The sequence below is a fragment of the Sphingobacterium sp. 40-24 genome (assembly GCF_001899705.1).
Taxonomy (GTDB): domain Bacteria; phylum Bacteroidota; class Bacteroidia; order Sphingobacteriales; family Sphingobacteriaceae; genus Sphingobacterium; species Sphingobacterium multivorum.
On record NZ_MKWH01000021.1, the window covers coordinates 313,447 to 330,012 of the forward strand.

Annotated in this window: 13 protein-coding genes; 5 read left to right on the forward strand and 8 right to left on the reverse strand. The window is 40.8% G+C overall.

What is annotated here, in order from left to right:
- Window positions 1-280 precede the first annotated feature (280 nt).
- Complete coding sequence (mfd, locus tag BGP15_RS08140; RefSeq protein ID WP_286769190.1) at window positions 281-3,616, forward strand: transcription-repair coupling factor; 3,336 nt, start codon at window positions 281-283, stop codon at window positions 3,614-3,616.
- Between the two features lie 219 nt (window positions 3,617-3,835).
- Window positions 3,836-5,026, forward strand: coding sequence for a trans-sulfuration enzyme family protein (locus tag BGP15_RS08145; protein WP_286769191.1), 1,191 nt, complete (start codon window positions 3,836-3,838; stop codon window positions 5,024-5,026).
- A 90-nt stretch (window positions 5,027-5,116) separates the two neighbouring features.
- On the opposite strand, the gene galK is transcribed toward BGP15_RS08145, so the two are convergent.
- The 5 genes from galK to BGP15_RS08170 form a co-directional block, all read right to left on the reverse strand.
- A complete protein-coding gene (galK, locus tag BGP15_RS08150) occupies window positions 5,117-6,268 on the reverse strand; it encodes a galactokinase (protein ID WP_286769192.1) in 1,152 nt (383 codons plus the stop codon).
- 1 nt (window position 6,269) lies between these two features.
- A complete protein-coding gene (locus BGP15_RS08155; protein WP_286769193.1) occupies window positions 6,270-7,319 on the reverse strand; it encodes a UDP-glucose--hexose-1-phosphate uridylyltransferase in 1,050 nt (349 codons plus the stop codon).
- Window positions 7,320-7,387: 68 nt separating this feature from the next.
- Window positions 7,388-8,662 (reverse strand): metallophosphoesterase, encoded by a 1,275-nt coding sequence (locus BGP15_RS08160; RefSeq protein WP_286769194.1) that lies wholly within the window; start codon window positions 8,660-8,662, stop codon window positions 7,388-7,390.
- A gap of 12 nt (window positions 8,663-8,674) precedes the next feature.
- The gene (gene hemH / locus BGP15_RS08165; RefSeq protein WP_286769195.1) at window positions 8,675-9,709 is read right to left on the reverse strand and encodes a ferrochelatase; all 1,035 of its coding nucleotides are present in this window, start codon (window positions 9,707-9,709) and stop codon (window positions 8,675-8,677) included.
- Window positions 9,710-9,790: 81 nt separating this feature from the next.
- The gene (locus tag BGP15_RS08170) at window positions 9,791-10,639 is read right to left on the reverse strand and encodes a 4-hydroxy-3-methylbut-2-enyl diphosphate reductase (RefSeq protein WP_070561403.1); all 849 of its coding nucleotides are present in this window, start codon (window positions 10,637-10,639) and stop codon (window positions 9,791-9,793) included.
- A gap of 285 nt (window positions 10,640-10,924) precedes the next feature.
- Between BGP15_RS08170 and BGP15_RS08175 the strand changes: the two genes are divergently transcribed.
- Complete coding sequence (locus BGP15_RS08175; RefSeq protein ID WP_046672716.1) at window positions 10,925-11,344, forward strand: nucleoside-diphosphate kinase; 420 nt, start codon at window positions 10,925-10,927, stop codon at window positions 11,342-11,344.
- 139 nt (window positions 11,345-11,483) lie between these two features.
- Here the strand turns inward: BGP15_RS08175 and ybeY are convergent, their stop codons facing one another.
- Together ybeY and ruvX are read right to left on the reverse strand one after the other, a co-directional pair.
- Complete coding sequence (gene ybeY, locus BGP15_RS08180; RefSeq protein ID WP_070561407.1) at window positions 11,484-11,912, reverse strand: rRNA maturation RNase YbeY; 429 nt, start codon at window positions 11,910-11,912, stop codon at window positions 11,484-11,486.
- Window positions 11,913-11,961: 49 nt separating this feature from the next.
- The gene (gene ruvX, locus BGP15_RS08185; RefSeq protein WP_046671589.1) at window positions 11,962-12,375 is read right to left on the reverse strand and encodes a Holliday junction resolvase RuvX; all 414 of its coding nucleotides are present in this window, start codon (window positions 12,373-12,375) and stop codon (window positions 11,962-11,964) included.
- A gap of 324 nt (window positions 12,376-12,699) precedes the next feature.
- Between ruvX and def the strand changes: the two genes are divergently transcribed.
- A complete protein-coding gene (gene def, locus BGP15_RS08190; protein ID WP_286769196.1) occupies window positions 12,700-13,926 on the forward strand; it encodes a peptide deformylase in 1,227 nt (408 codons plus the stop codon).
- Between the two features lie 124 nt (window positions 13,927-14,050).
- On the opposite strand, the gene BGP15_RS08195 is transcribed toward def, so the two are convergent.
- Window positions 14,051-15,040 carry an aspartate-semialdehyde dehydrogenase gene (locus BGP15_RS08195; protein ID WP_046671587.1) on the reverse strand — a complete coding sequence of 330 codons (990 nt, stop codon included), beginning with the start codon at window positions 15,038-15,040 and terminating at the stop codon, window positions 14,051-14,053.
- A gap of 577 nt (window positions 15,041-15,617) precedes the next feature.
- On the opposite strand from BGP15_RS08195, the gene BGP15_RS08200 reads away from it, so the two are divergent.
- Window positions 15,618-16,565 (forward strand): NAD-dependent epimerase/dehydratase family protein, encoded by a 948-nt coding sequence (locus BGP15_RS08200; protein ID WP_046671586.1) that lies wholly within the window; start codon window positions 15,618-15,620, stop codon window positions 16,563-16,565.
- Window position 16,566 lies beyond the last annotated feature (1 nt).

Consider the following 16,566-nt stretch of genomic DNA (forward strand, 5'->3'; position numbering starts at 1 on the left):
GCAAAAATCGCGTTAAAATTGGATCCTTTCATGTTACAGCTTATGAGCAATATAAATTAATTTACTTGGCCACCTTATTGGTGTTGCTCGCTTTTGCCTATACTTTTTACCTCGCGAAATAAGCCCCTGCACAGATTCATCTATTATAGCTTTTGAGCTTCACAAAGTCATCTCCTTCTTAACGAGCAAGTCAACTATTTTTTTACCAAAAAATTTAGTACTTCATACCCGATACTTGATACTATTTCGTTAAATTCGCACTTATTCGAAATTTTTGCTCGTGGGAATTCAAGAAATATTAGAAAAATACAGCCAAAGCGAAACTGTTCAGTCGCTTACCAAGGCTTTACAATCCAAAAACCCCAAGATTCAGTTGAAAGGGCTTATTGGTTCTTCGGATGCATTCATAGCCGTATCTTCTTACAACTTACAGGAACGTCCAATGGTCTTTATCTTACCGACTCATGAAGACGCTTCTTATTTTTTAAGTGACCTGGAAAGCCTGTTGGATAAGCAGGTTCTTTTTTTCCCTTCGTCTTATCGCAAAACATTTGATTTTACGCAAACGGACTCTGCCAATGTATTGCAACGTGCGGAGACATTAAGTTCGCTCAATCATACTTCGGAATTACCGAAAATGGTTGTTACTTATCCAGAGGCTATTGCTGAGAAAGTGATCAACCGCAACGACCTGGATAAAAACACCTTAGAAATAACAGAAAACACGGCGCTAAGTATTGATTTCATCAACGAATTTTTGATCGAATATGATTTCGAACGTGTCGACTTTGTGTATGAACCAGGACAATTTGCGATACGCGGTGGCATCGTAGACATCTTTTCTTTTTCGAATGACCTCCCATACCGTATTGAATTCTTTGGCGACGACATCGAAAGCATACGTACATTTGACATTGAATCCCAGTTGTCTGTCAAAAAAATCCACAAAGTAACCATTGTCCCAAATGTTCAAGCGAAATTCTTGACATCCCAACACATTTCACTATTGGAATATGTAGATCAGGACGCTACAATCTGGATCAAAGACGCTCAATTTACGTTAGATATTGTGAAAGATGGGTTAAAGAAAGCGGAAAAATTATGGGCGGGATTAACCGATAAGCAGAAAAAAGATAATCCCGAATGGCATAATCCAGCCTATGAATTTACAGACGAGAAAAACCTCAACGCCTTATTTTTTGAGTTCCCCATCATCGAATTCGGCAAACAGTTCTTTTATAAAGCTGAGACAACATTCAAGTTCGATATACATCCCCAACCTTCATTCAATAAAGATTTTAATCTCTTAATCCATAATTTCAAGGAGAATGAGGGCCAGCGGATTCAGAATCTGATTTTTTCAGATTCGACCAAACAGGTCGAACGCATCTATACGATTCTGGAAGATCTCGATAAATCAGCCACCTTCATTCCGATTCATAAAGCGTTACGCGAAGGTTTTAGAGACGACAGTTTAAAGTTAGCCTGTTACACGGATCACCAGATATTTGACCGTTATTATAAATATAAACGTAAGAAGGCTTACGAGCGCTCACAGGCAATTACGCTCAAAGATCTACGAGATCTTAAACCGGGCGATTTCATTACACACATTGACCATGGTGTCGGCCGCTACGGAGGTTTGGAGAAAGTAGATGTCAACGGTAAGTCTCAGGAAATGATCCGCTTGATCTATGCGGACAATGATCTTTTGTATGTGAACATCAACTCTTTAAACCGTATTTCCAAATATTCCGGTAAGGAGGGAACTGTTCCCAAAATGAATAAATTGGGTACCGACGCCTGGGACAAACTCAAGAAGACGACCAAGAAAAAAGTCAAGGATATTGCGCGCGACTTGATCATGCTTTATGCCAAACGAAAGGCACAGCATGGAAATGCGTTCTCACCGGATAGCTACCTACAGAATGAGCTGGAGGCCTCCTTTATTTATGAAGATACACCCGATCAGGAAAAGGCTACTGCCGATGTGAAAAAAGATATGGAATCGCCACATCCGATGGACCGATTGATCTGTGGGGATGTAGGCTTCGGAAAAACGGAGGTTGCCATCCGTGCAGCCTTCAAAGCTGTAGCAGACAGTAAACAAGTTGCTGTCCTGGTACCGACGACTATCCTGGCATTACAGCACTACCGGACATTTTCGGAGCGTCTAAAGGGTCTTCCGTGCACGATCGACTATATCAACCGTTTCAAGACGAGCAAACAGATCAAAGATACCTTAGCCAGGCTCGCTGAAGGAAAAATAGACATTATCATTGGTACACACCGCCTTGTTAGCAAAGATGTCAAATTCAAAGATCTCGGCCTGATGATTATCGATGAGGAACAAAAGTTTGGGGTCTCGGTCAAGGAAAAATTGAAAGTCATGCGTGCGAATGTAGACTCGCTAACATTGACAGCAACGCCAATTCCAAGAACATTGCACTTTTCATTGATGGGGGCCCGCGATCTGAGTATCATCTCGACTCCACCACCCAACCGGCAGCCCGTACAGACCGAACTCCACGTTTTCAATGAAACACTAATCGGAGAGGCCGTCAGTTACGAACTTGATCGTGGCGGGCAGGTATTCTTTATCCACAATCGTGTTGCAGATCTACCGCAGCTGGGCAATTTGATCCGCAAGCTGGTTCCTGGAGCACGGGTCGGTGTTGCACACGGCCAACTGGAGGGTGATGAGCTCGAGGATGTGATGCTTAAGTTTATCAATCACGATTTTGATGTCTTAATTGCAACAACGATTATTGAAGCGGGTCTTGATATCCCAAATGCGAATACGATCATTATCAATCACGCCCATATGTTTGGCCTGAGCGACCTGCACCAAATGCGGGGTCGGGTGGGCCGCTCCAATAAGAAAGCTTTTTGTTATCTACTGAGTCCGCCATTGTCGACCTTAACACCGGAAGCCTATAAACGACTTTCTGCAATAGAAGAGTTTTCGGAACTGGGCTCTGGATTTAATGTTGCCATGCGCGATTTAGATATACGTGGCTCGGGAAATCTCTTGGGAGGCGAGCAATCGGGCTTTATTGCCGAGATCGGTTTCGAAATGTATCATAAAATCTTAGACGAAGCTATTCAGGAGCTAAAAGAGGACGAGTTTTCGGCAGTATTCGCGGATGAGAAAGAACGAAAATATGTGTCCTTTACGCAGATTGACACAGACCTTGAGGTATTGATCCCTGATGAATATGTAACCAATATTACAGAACGGTATAATCTGTATACTGAACTCTCCAAATTGGAAAACGAGCAGCAATTGGCAGCCTTTGAAAAAGAACTTGAAGATCGCTTTGGCCCTATCCCACGCGAAGTCTTTGAATTATTCAATACACTCCGTTTACAGTGGTTTGGGAAGACGATCGGGTTTGAAAAAATAGCGTATAAAAAGCATACATTGAAAGGTTATTTTGTCAATAACCCCAAATCCAGCTACTTTGAATCAGATCAATTCGGCCGTGTGCTGTCCTTTGTACAAAGCCATCCCGAGATCAGCAACCTCAAAGAAGTCAAAGGCCAGCTTCGTTTAGCGTTAAACAATGTGAATACCATTGGGTATGCGTTGAGCCTGCTGAAAGAAATGTTGTAAGACGTATTAATGTTGTAAGCCATATTGATGCACCCGATATAAATAAAATCTACATATTGAGTAGATTTTATTTATATTTGAGATACAAGATAAACCGTCTTCGCGCTATTAGCACCAACAATGCTTTCAAACGAGCGAAGGGTTCCTTACGATCAAAGATTCGACAAGATCGAATTATAGACTCTTAAGGCAATACAAGCATCAATCAACATTATTAGTATGACTACCAATACCGAAACGATACTCGTCCATGAAGGACAGCAATTCAACCAGACATCTGCAGTAACTACGCCAATCTATCAGACATCCACCTACATTGCAGATCCTGATCCAACGGAATACATCAAAGCTGCTACCGAACCGAAACACCCTTATTTTTATCATCGTCATGGCAACCCGACGAATAGCCAAGTAGCCTCCATCCTAGCAAAATTGGAAAAAACGGAGGATGCACTGGTCTTTGCAACAGGTATGGCAGCGATCAGCACGGCCATATTGGCCATCGTTAAATCAGGGGATCACATTATCGCCCAACATGCACATTATTCCGGAACAGCTATTTTCTTTAAAGAGTTCTTAACAGATTACGGCATCACGGTTACCGCCGTAGACCAGACCGACGTTTCAGCGTTTGGCGAAGCTATTCAGGCAAATACCAAGCTGATTTATATAGAGACTCCATCGAACCCTAATCTCCATATCACAGACCTAAAAGCGATCGGGGAACTCGCTAAACAACATGGGATTCAGAGCATGGTCGATAATACATTCGCCTCCCCTATCAATCAAACACCGACAGATTTTGGAATAGACGTCGTTGTCCACAGTGCCACGAAATACTTAGGTGGACATAGTGACCTCACTGCTGGTATCGTCTGCGGTACGCAGGACTATATCGCCAGCGTATGGAAACGATCCGTCGCTTTGGGCGCATCACTCGCACCGCTTGATTCCTGGTTATTATTACGGGGGTTAAAAACATTAAGTCTACGCGTCAAACAGATCAATACCAATGCGCTGAAGCTGGCGGAGTTTCTGGATCAACATCCAAAAATCAAAAAAGTCAGTTATCCTGGATTACCCAATCATCCACAACATGAGCTCGCAGCCCAACAAATGAGTGGATTTTCGGGTATGATTTGCATCGATATCAATGGTAAAGATGAAGAGGATGCATTTTTAAATGCACAGAAACTCATCAATGGACTGCACATATTTATTAACGCGGCCAGTTTGGGGGGTGTCGAATCGCTTATTGTACACCCTGCGAGTATGTGGGGAGGTCACCATACGAAGGAACAGAAAGAAGCTTCGGGAATCACGCTAGGGATGTTGCGTATCTCTGTTGGTATCGAACATGCCGATGATCTCATCGCCGACTTAAAACAGGCATTGAATCAGCTTGACTAGGACTTATGTGGTAAGTCCTTATCAAAAAAGGCAAAAAAGAAGGGGAATAGCACGTGAATGTTATTCCCCTTGCTGCACACCTATTTTTTATTAAAGTACGCGGGTACCATCGGCAATCCTGACCTGAATGACCGAAAGTTCTTTATCAAATTTCTCTTTGTATTCTTTTTCAAGTGTTGGCAAAATTGAAGGTAGTACGCCTTCTTTTACGATATTGATTGTACATCCACCGAAACCGCCACCCATCATTCGGGCACCGATCACCTCAGGAAACTGCTTGACGTAATCCACTAGATAATCCAGTTCCGGACAACTGACTTCATACACTTTACTTAATCCCTCATGGCTCTGAAAAATATACTGTCCAAGCTGAACAACATCTCCCAAGCGTAGTGCATCACAGGATTTCTCTACGCGTTCATTCTCACTAACCACAAAGCTTGCTTTCGCATAGATATCGGCATCTTTATCTTTCACCAATTCATCAAGCATAGCTATGGTTACATCGCGCAAGTTCTTTACAGCTGGGTACTTCTCCTGCACCCATGCAGAAGCTTGTTCACATTGTTCACGACGTGTATTGTAAGCTGTGGAAGCTAATGAATGCTTTACGTTTGTATTCAATAATACAACTTCATAACCCTTAAGATCAAGCGGAACATACGCGAAACCCAAGGTGCGGCAATCCAGTTTGATGACATTTTTTTCTTTACCAAAGGCTGAAGCAAACTGATCCATGATACCACACATCACACCAGCATACGTATGTTCGGCCTTTTGAGCAATCTGTGGAATATCGAGTCGTTCGACCTGCAAATCGAACAGTTCGCTGAGTGCTAAAGTAACGGCACATTCAACGGCTGCTGAAGACGATAATCCAGCACCCAGTGGCACATCACCATCAATATACAGGTTGAAGCCACCTAGTGTTGCCTCACGTTTCAGGTACTGGTCAACAACCCCCAAAATATAGTTTGGCCAATGTTTCTCAGAAATAGCAATATCCGCTAGCTTGACCTCATGACGTTCCTTGTAGTCTTCCGCGTAAAGCACAATGTTATCATCCGATCGCTTACTTACAGCAACATATATTGCTTTGTCAATTGCAGCAGGCAATACAAATCCGTCGTTATAATCCGTATGTTCTCCAATGATATTAATCCGGCCGGGTGAAGTAACGACAAGAGGTTCTTCTTGGTAGAGTTCTTTAAATTTATTTACAATTGTATCTTTTGTTATCATCTTATTTAGCTTTATAATGTACTGTCGAACAATTTCGCAACTGTTCTGCGGCAACCTCCGGTGTGATATCACGTTGTGGATTCGCTAGCATTTCATAACCAACCATAAATTTTTTAACGGTAGCAGAACGTAACAGTGGTGGATAGAAGTGCATATGCCAGTGCCATTCCGGGTGGTCACCATCATTTACTGGGGACTGATGCATTCCTGCAGAATAGGGGAAGGATGTTTTGAAGAGATTGTCATAACGCGTCGTCAGCAACTTGAGGATAGCGGCAAAATCCGACTTTTCCTTCTCGTCAAAGCCGGCAATGTTTTGGATAGAACGTTTGCTCACAATCATCGTTTCGTAAGGCCAGGCGGCCCAGAAAGGGACTAGCGAAACAAAAGAATCATTTTCGTCAATAATGCGCTCTTCTTTTCTCAACTCCGCTTTAACATAATCTGACAGGATAGTACGTTGATATTTATTGAAATAGTGCTGTTGCTGAACGCATTCTTTCTGGATTTCTACAGGCAAATGATTTTGTGACCAGATCTGCCCGTGGGGATGCGGATTACTACAGCCCATAATCGCACCTTTATTTTCGAAAATTTGAATGTATTTGATCCAGTCAACCTTCGAAAGTTCGACAAACTCTTTTTGCCAAAGATCGACCACCGATTTGATTGCAGCCGGATCCATTTCAGGTAGTGTAAGATCGTGCCGCGGGGTGAATGCAATTACTTTACAGATTCCTTTTTCGGTTTCGGCGATAAATAATTCATCTTCATTAAATTCCTGCTGGCTTGTATCTTTTAATAAAGCTGAGAAATCGTTCACAAAGACAAAACTTTCTTTATAATCTGGATTGATATCACCATCTGCTCGTTTATTTGTCGGACACAAATAGCATTGAGGATCATATTCCGGTCTATTATCCCCGGGAAGATCTTCTACTTGCCCTTGCCATGGTCTTTTACTACGATGCGGAGACACAAGTACTTTTTCCCCGGTAAGAATATTAACACGTGTGTGGGGAGAGTCCCCAAAGTTTAAAGTTGATTGCATGTTATGTATAACTGGTGTACAGAATACACAATTATAGCTATATTAACTCAAAAGTCAAAGGGGATTTTTTAGGCTTTAAACTTTGGGTCCTGCGCTTTTAGCAATTCGAATATGGTAATTTCAGGCAGAATTCCAACACGTCCTGGATAACCCAAAAAGCCATAGCCGACATTAACATATAATCGTTTGTTCTGTTGCGCACGATAAAGCCCTGCCCATTCCTTATAGATATATTGTACCGGACTCCATTGCAACATCTCGGACCTTACACCAAATTGCATACCATGTGTATGTCCGGCAAACATCACATCCACGTCGGTATCCAATACCTGAGCCCGCCAATGCGACGGATCGTGCGATAACAGCAACTTAACAGGTTGCTCTTCGGTACCCATTAACGCTTTTTTAATATCACCATGTTTCGGAAAACGACCTGTCCCCCAATTCTGGACCCCGACAATACAAAGCTCTTCACCGTCGACCTTAATCTTACGATTTTCATCCATTAAAAGATCCCAGCCCATGATTTTATGCACATCGATAACATCCTGGAGGTTCTTACGTTTTGCAGGAGAATCTTCTTTACCATAATAATAGTCACCATAATCGTGGTTACCTAATGTAGAAAACACACCTAAATCAGATTTCACACGCGCAAAAATATCTTGATAACCACGCATTTCAGAAGCTTGGGCATTCACGATATCACCGGTAAAAAATGTCACATCCGCTTTTTCCTTTAAAAGCATATCAATACCACCGCTGACAGCCTTTTTATTATAGAAAGATCCTGAGTGCACATCTGAAATCTGCGCAATGGTCATTCCATGGAATGCTTTGGGCAAATTTGGCAAATACAAGGGGACTCTCCTGACACGATAGTCGTAGGCTCCTGAAATAATTCCCCAGCTCAGGGGTATCAAGGGAGAGGCACCAACTAGAATACCAGCTTTGGTCAAAAATTCGGATCGGCTAATCCCTTTCACTGGATTCTCCGGTAAAGGGTCTCCGGCGTCGTCGACCAAATCCTCAACAGATCTCTTTTTTGCGAACAGACGTTTCAACCATACACCCCCACGTCGGATATCATCAATCAACAAAATCAAAAAGAAAAATATCTTTGACGCCGCTGTCAGAAAAAAGGCGACTAAAATAACCGACCGTACGATTAAAGGAATACTATATTGTGCTGAGATAAACACGCCCAATAGCAGTAAAACAGAATAAGACCACCAGAGAAAGGAAAATACCTTTGTTTTGGGAAATTTAATCTTCGTTGCACGGAGCGCAAAGAAAATATAAAAATCCAATATGAGTAATACACACGCGTTTACTAACAACATCTTTTATCGATTTTAGTTTTTGGCATTGAGCGCCAATTGTTTTAAAGACTCAATCCATTTGGGATCATCATTAAGACTCTCTACCAAACACACCTCTTCCCCACCTAAGTGCTTAAATTCATTAGCATATTCCACGCCAATTTCATCAATGGTCTCGATACAATCCGCCACAAAAGCAGGACTAAAAATTAATAACTTTTTATACCCCTTAGCGGCAAGATCATGCAATAAATCGGAGGTATAGGGCTGTATCCAGGGTTCTTTACCTAAACGGGATTGAAAGCAGAGCGAATATTGTTCTTTTTTTAACCCGAGCTTGGCAGCTATCGTCCTTGTTGTCGCATAACATTGCGAAAGATAACAATATGAATTGACTGTCGTTTTACAGGAATCACAGCCTGATTCGGGGCATTTAAGCTGGCCTGTCGGATCTACTTTTCCAAGCTGCCGCACAGGAAGGCCGTGATAACTAAAGACAAAATGGTCAAAACTTTCCAAATCGTGCCTACGGGCATGATCCGCATAAGTTTCTGCCATTAAGTCGTCCGTACAGAAATTGCTTACGAAACTGATTTCTGGCAGATAATTCCATTTGCGAATAAGCTCCATGACACGATCGATGACCGAACCCGATGTTGCTGAAGCGTACTGTGGAAATAAAGGAATGACACGAATGGACTCCAAAAATAGACCCTCCATATTTTTCAATGCAGCCTCAATCGATGGGTTTTGGTAACGCATCGCTAATTCCACATGGTATTCTTCACCCAACGCTTCTTGAAGCAGATTGCGTTGCAAAATACTGTAGTGCATCAAAGGTGATCCCGTTTCTTTATCCCAAATCGTTTCGTATACTTTTGCCGATTTGGGCGCACGTGTACGTGCAATGATTCCCTTGACCAATAAGGTGCGTTGAAAATAAGGAATATCAATAACTCGCGGATCCATTAGGAACTCCGTTAAATATCTCTTTACATCTGGAGTAGTGGGACTATCAGGTGTACCCAATTGTACTAAAAGAATACCTTTTTTGCCTTTATTGCTCATAGCTTACAAAGCTACGCAAAAAAGAATGCACTCCGGATCTAAACCGCGGAATTATGAAATATCTGTGACGGGTAATTGTGCTTATAATGCTTCTAAACTTGCTTTTACATCTTTCATCAACCACATTGGCGTTGAAGTGGCACCACAGATACCAATACGATCATTTTCAGCAAAGACTGATGCATCTAATTCAGCAGGATCAGAAATAAAATAACTAGCGGGATTGGCATTCTGACAAACTTCAAACAGCACCTTTCCATTGGAGGATTTCTTACCTGAGACAAAAACGATCTTATCATATTGTCTGGCGAAAGCGCCAAGATCTTCGTATCGATTGGAAACTTGTCGACAAATGGTATCATTAGCTTTCACTTCATACCCTCGCCTGATCAGTTCGTCTTTGATGGCATAAAATTTATCCACGCTTTTTGTTGTCTGGCTGTATAAGGTAAATGAGGCGGGCAATTCGACTTGATCCAATTCGGAAATATCCTGAAAAACTAAGGCTTCATTATTTGTCTGCCCCTGCAAGCCGATCACTTCAGCATGCCCGTGCTTCCCAAAGATTAAAATTTTCTCCTCTTGATCGAACGACGTTTTTATACGGTTCTGTAGTTTGAGCACTACAGGACAAGAGGCATCTATCAAGGTAATGTTATTTTCCAAAGCAACACGATAAGTCTCGGGGGCTTCACCATGAGCACGGATCAATACCTTTTCATTGCTCAAGGTCGGCAGGGCGGCATGATCGATAATGCGTAAGCCTTTTGCTTTCAATCGGGCAACTTCTTCGTCATTATGAACGATATCTCCCAAACAATAAAGATAACCCTCTTCCTCCAAAATTTCCTCTGCCATATCAATAGCGTATACCACTCCAAAGCAAAAGCCTGAATCTTTATCGATGTCTACTGTTAGATTTAATGCCATAATAACACAAAGTTACATATTCGTATTGAACTTAGATCAATTGTTTTTTTACTTTTCTATAAACGGCCAGATACAAAGTTTTGTTACATACAGAGAAAAACATTGGGCTGGGAACAAAAGGAAACATCTATTTCAGTAGAGGCACAAATCCGGGAACAAAAACCAAAAATTTAGCGATAAGGGTGACATCAGCTAGTCGGCTTATCAATAATTGTGTCTATATTGAGGCGTAATGATATTGCATATGAAAAGCAATTTATCTAATTTTGCAAAAAAATTAAAATAATGGCAACTAACAGAACTTTTACGATGATCAAACCTGACGCAGTAGCGAACGGTCACATCGGTGCAATCTTGAACGATATCATTGCTGGTGGTTTTAAAATCATTGCAATGAAATACATCCAACTTTCTCAAGAGACAGCAGGTGCATTCTATGCAGTACACAAAGAGCGTCCTTTCTATGGTGAGTTGGTAAACTTTATGACTTCAGGTCCTATCGTTGCTGCAATCCTGGAAAAAGATAATGCTGTTGAGGATTTCCGCACATTGATCGGCGCGACTAATCCTGCTGATGCAGCTGAAGGTACAATCCGTAACAAATATGCTAAATCTATTGATGCAAACGCTATACATGGATCGGATTCAGATGAGAATGCTGCTATTGAAGGAAACTTCTTCTTCTCTCAATTTGAAAGATTCTAGTCGTTAGAAACAACATAAAAAAAGCGTTTTACAAATTGTAAAGCGCTTTTTTTATGTATTGCTTCCTTCTCTCGAGTAAAATAGAACCTTCAGTCGGTTCACCGAACTATAGGCCCTCATAAGAGCACGAAGAAATATATTAAAAATTTCTTTTACCAAGATACTCATCCTCCTTGGCGGTCATCTTGGCTTTATCTGCCGGCTTTTTATCCGGATAACCGCAAAGATGCATGACACCATGAATGATCACCCGATGAAGCTCGTCTCGCACATCAACCTTAAATTTTTCGGCATTCTCCTGAATACGTTCCACACTGATAAAAATATCGCCGGCGATGGTGTCCTCATATTCGGAAGAATCAAAAGTAACGATATCAGTATAGGTGTCGTGATTTAAATATTGCTTATTGATTTCAAGCAAGTAAGCATCCGAGCAAAGGATAAAGCTCAATTCGCCCACACGCTTAAATCCTTCGCCTTTGATGGCATCAGCAATCCATTGACGAATCTTTCCCTTTTCTTTTAATTTGAAATCCGTATCCTCGGTAAAAAATAATATGCTCTTCATCCTTCTATTTTTTATTCATTCTTATTTTGACGTATTAGTCGCTGTGTATCTAAAAATTACGGCTATCCATGTAGCTTTGCAAAATAATCGTTGCAGACACCGTGTCAATCAGCCCTTTTTGTTGACGATCCTTCTTTTTTTTGCCACTTTGTGCGATCGCTGCAGAAGCCATTTTAGAAGTAAAACGCTCGTCTATTTCAGCGACAGCAATTGCAGGATAAGTCTTTTTCAGTTTTCGAATAAACCCGACAACATGCTGTGCGGATTCAGAGTCGGTCCCATCCAGTTGCCGTGGCTTGCCTACAACAAAAGTTTCCACCTGTTCTGTCTGTAAATAATCGGCTAAGTATGTCCAGATATCCTGCGGGTGTACCGTCGTCAATGCTGTAGCAATAATTTGCATTGGATCGGTCACCGCAACCCCTATTCGTTTTGTACCGTAATCAAAGGCCATCAATCTCATGGATATATATATTTTTCACAAAAATACAAAGTAGTGCTGAGTATTACACAGGAAGATGTAATATTTCAATTGGACACTTCTTTTCAATACATGCCCTTTTCATTTTTGATCTTCTAATTCTGACTTTTTAATCAAAAAAAACTATAACTTTGATAGACTATTTAACAAAAGCAAACTAACTTGCTTTTTGGGGCAATAGATCACCGAATTCAATCCGATCATAGCGGGTCTACCGACTTACCCTATAAATAAACGGATCAAAATAACAGCAAAAGCAACAGGGCATTGGGCTGTGTGAAATCGGGCAAATAAATATGCAAACAAATGAAAAAAACACTTATTGCCAGTTTCCTTTTGGCCTTATGCTTGAATACGCATGCCCAAAGTAAATACGAGCAACACATTACTGCTCTTCGTGAAGAAAAAGCCGCTGAATTGGCGAAAGAACAATATGGCCCATTGAAATCAGATCAGGTAGCGTTTTTGGATTACTTTCCTGTAGACGCCAGTTATAAAGTCAACGCCAAAATTGAAGTCCTATTTGATGAACCGGTATTCCGGATGCCGACCTACGACGGCACAAGCAACGAATACAAACGTTATGCTATCATAACATTTACGCTTCATGGAAAAGAACATACGTTGAATGTCTACCAAAGTGTCGCATTATTTCAAAATCCTGCATACAAAAAACATTTATTTTTACCATTTTTAGATTTAACAAATGGTCAGGAAAGCTACAGTGGGGGCCGGTATATTGATTTATCCACAGACGACATTAAAGGAAACGATGTTGAGATAGACTTTAACAAAGCCTACAACCCATACTGTGCCTATAGCAACGGTTACCGTTGCCCAGTACCCCCAGTCGAGAACAATTTAGAAACAAAAATTATGGCCGGAGAAAAAGCATTTCATAAGTCAAAGAATGAAAGACCAGTCAATCTTAACGCAGGACAGGAGTTCAGTGCTGCCGACAAGAAAATCATTTTATCAGGAGATGAAAATGCAATTCTTCGCGTATTGCAAACAACAGACGATAAAGATCTGAGAGTTTTAAAAGCAACAAGCAGTGATGTCAAATACAACGACCCATTGATTGAGTCTCTTTCCAAAAGAATGTTCGCGACTGTACGTGATCCCAATCACCCCGGTGTAGGCATCGCAGCGCCACAGATCGGCATCAATAAAAATTTAATCTGGGTACAGCGATTTGACAAACCGGATCAGCCATTTGAATTCTATGTGAATCCTAAAATTCTATGGCGCTCCAAACTGAAGCGCAAAGGTGCAGAAGGCTGTCTTTCTATCCCCAACCGTAAAGAAGATGTATTACGGAGTTATGCGATCCGCCTGCAATACATCAATAAAGAAGGTAAAGTTATCGAAGAAAATATCGAGGGTTTTACTGCTGTTATTTTTCAGCACGAAACGGATCATCTTTTCGGCATTCTATTTCCAGATCGACTGGAAGAGCAAAGCAAAGAAAGCTATGCTCCGTTGAATGACAAGATTGAATTTTCGATCCACCCCACAACATTGACACCATAATTTATAGCCCCGACATCAAGGACCAAATCATAAGTATCTAAATTGTGATTTGCTAATGGAACAAAAAAGAGCCCCCATGAACGAATTCATGGGGGCTCAATATTTATTATGGAATCTACTTGAGTTAGATCAATCCTTTTTCAGCCAATAACTCTGCTACCTGAACTGCATTTGTTGCAGCACCCTTGCGTAAGTTATCCGCTACTACCCACATGTTGAGCGTATTTGGCTGAGATTCATCACGACGGATGCGTCCTACAAAAACCTCATCTCTACCGTGTGCATCCTTTGGCATTGGATATTGTAGTGACGCAGGATCGTCAACAACAATACAGCCACTTTGCGCGGCTAAAGCTGCACGTACATCATTCAAATCAAAGTCATTTTCAAATTCGATATTCAATGATTCAGAGTGTCCTCCCATAACAGGAATACGCACTGTCGTTGCAGTTACTTTAATAGAATCATCACGCATGATTTTATTTGTTTCCAAAATCATCTTCATCTCCTCTTTGGTGTATCCATTTTCTTGGAAAACATCAATATGCGGAATCACGTTCAGATCAATCTGATAAGGATAAGCTTTTTCACCATCTTTTCCGGCACGTTCATCCATCAATTGGTTAACGGCCTTAACACCTGTACCTGTTACAGATTGGTAGGTAGAAACGACAACACGTTTGATTTTATATTTATCATGTAATGGCTTTAAAGCCACCACCATTTGTATAGTTGAACAATTCGGGTTTGCAATAATTTTATCTTCAGCAGATAACACATCACCATTTACTTCTGGAACAACCAACTTTTTCGTTGGATCCATACGCCATGCTGAAGAATTGTCGATCACTGTAATTCCAGCTTCTGCAAATTGAGGGGCAAATTCTTTCGAGGTATCACCGCCAGCAGAAAATAACGCAACATCAGGTTTCAAAGCAATAGCCTCAGATGGTGTAACCACCTTATACTTCTTTCCCTTGAATTCAATTTCCTTACCCTTACTACGCTCTGAAGCTACTGGAATTAATTCTGTTACTGGGAAATTTCGCGCCGCCAACACGGTTAGCATCTCAGTACCTACAAGGCCTGTTGCGCCGACTACTGCCACTTTCATTTTTGTCTGTGTTTAAATTGTGTATATTAAAATTGTTATTTGATTTTGTTTTTAGTTGATTCTCGAAGAATGAATTCTTCAAATTTAAAAAATATTCCCCAATTCCACTATTAAAATAACAAAATATTAAGCGCTTAGCTAAAAATGTCACAACATTTAGCATTTCCCCTCCTAAATTGCTAAAATGGAATCGTTAAGTTCTTTGATTCATGCTATAAAATTAGAATTAAAGCAATTCAAAAAAAATAAAAATTTTCACCGCTTATTCAAAAAAAAAGAACAAACGATTGAAACAGTTTAAAATCTCATAAAAACAGTCCCAAGAGTCTAAAAATTAACATTTTTTCCCGACTTCCTAAAAGACCACAAAGTTGATAGATACTGAAAAGCCTTTATATTTGCATCATAAACCGCCATGGTTGAAATTTCATTTTTCATTACATGATGAAACGTAAATTATGTCAGGCTAGATCCTATCATATCGATAGGAAGAAACGAGCGAAGCGATTCATTTATATTTTTGAGCATAAACACTCATTATAGTGAAAGCAGGAGCTTCATAAAATAAAACTTACAAATGAAAGAAAGCATTATTATCATTGGTGCAAATGGCCAGATCGGCACAGAATTAGCTATCGCCTTGCGCAAAAAATTTGGTGCAGAGAATGTTGTAACCACTGACATTAGAGAACCACAGATTAAAAGCCCTGACGAAAATTTCGAAATCGCTAATGTCCTTGACAAAAATGGACTCGAGACATTATTTCAACAATATAAACCTACTCAAGTATATCTATTAGCTGCCATGCTTTCAGCTACAGGTGAAAAATACCCTGAGAAGGCTTGGGAATTGAACATGAATGGTCTGTTGAATGTGCTTGATCTAGCCGTGAGCTATAAAGTTTCAAAGATATTTTGGCCAAGCTCGATTGCTGTTTTTGGACCGCATTCTCCGAAAACAAATACCGAACAATATTGCGTAATGGATCCGAACACAATTTATGGCATCAGCAAGCTTGCAGGTGAGCGCCTTATAGAATGGTATCAAGAACACCGTGGTCTGGATATTCGCAGTGTCCGTTATCCAGGTATCATTTCTTGGAAAACAGAACCAGGGGGTGGCACAACGGATTATGCAGTCGATATTTTTTATGAAGCATTGAAAACCGGGACTTATGCGTGCTTTTTATCTGAAAACACGGCATTACCCATGTTATATATGGAAGACGCCATCCGTGGTACACTCGAATTAATGGATGCACCCAAAGAAAGCCTAAGCATTCGCCACAGCTATAACCTTGGTGGAATTACGTTTACTCCAAAAGAACTTGCACAAGAAATTAAAAAAATTCTTCCTAATTTTGCAATCTCTTACATCGAGAACGATCCAAGACAACAGATTGCCGATTCATGGCCTGCTAGTCTAGACGATTCTTATGCAAGAAAAGACTGGAACTGGACGCCGGAATTTGACATCCAGAAGATGACAGTCGACATGATTGAAAATCTTAAAAACAAAATATAAC

What these genes read in the sequence shown, in the direction of transcription:
- BGP15_RS08160 (WP_286769194.1), bottom strand. Translation starts at nt 8,662, where the DNA reads ATGTTGTTAGTAAACGCGTGTGTATTACTCATATTGGATTTTTATATT.
- BGP15_RS08145 (WP_286769191.1), top strand. Translation starts at nt 3,836, where the DNA reads ATGACTACCAATACCGAAACGATACTCGTCCATGAAGGACAGCAATTC.
- BGP15_RS08175 (WP_046672716.1), top strand. Translation starts at nt 10,925, where the DNA reads ATGGCAACTAACAGAACTTTTACGATGATCAAACCTGACGCAGTAGCG.
- ruvX (WP_046671589.1), bottom strand. Translation starts at nt 12,375, where the DNA reads ATGAGATTGATGGCCTTTGATTACGGTACAAAACGAATAGGGGTTGCG.
- galK (WP_286769192.1), bottom strand. Translation starts at nt 6,268, where the DNA reads ATGATAACAAAAGATACAATTGTAAATAAATTTAAAGAACTCTACCAA.
- ybeY (WP_070561407.1), bottom strand. Translation starts at nt 11,912, where the DNA reads ATGAAGAGCATATTATTTTTTACCGAGGATACGGATTTCAAATTAAAA.
- def (WP_286769196.1), top strand. Translation starts at nt 12,700, where the DNA reads ATGAAAAAAACACTTATTGCCAGTTTCCTTTTGGCCTTATGCTTGAAT.
- BGP15_RS08195 (WP_046671587.1), bottom strand. Translation starts at nt 15,040, where the DNA reads ATGAAAGTGGCAGTAGTCGGCGCAACAGGCCTTGTAGGTACTGAGATG.
- hemH (WP_286769195.1), bottom strand. Translation starts at nt 9,709, where the DNA reads ATGAGCAATAAAGGCAAAAAAGGTATTCTTTTAGTACAATTGGGTACA.
- BGP15_RS08200 (WP_046671586.1), top strand. Translation starts at nt 15,618, where the DNA reads ATGAAAGAAAGCATTATTATCATTGGTGCAAATGGCCAGATCGGCACA.
- BGP15_RS08170 (WP_070561403.1), bottom strand. Translation starts at nt 10,639, where the DNA reads ATGGCATTAAATCTAACAGTAGACATCGATAAAGATTCAGGCTTTTGC.
- BGP15_RS08155 (WP_286769193.1), bottom strand. Translation starts at nt 7,319, where the DNA reads ATGCAATCAACTTTAAACTTTGGGGACTCTCCCCACACACGTGTTAAT.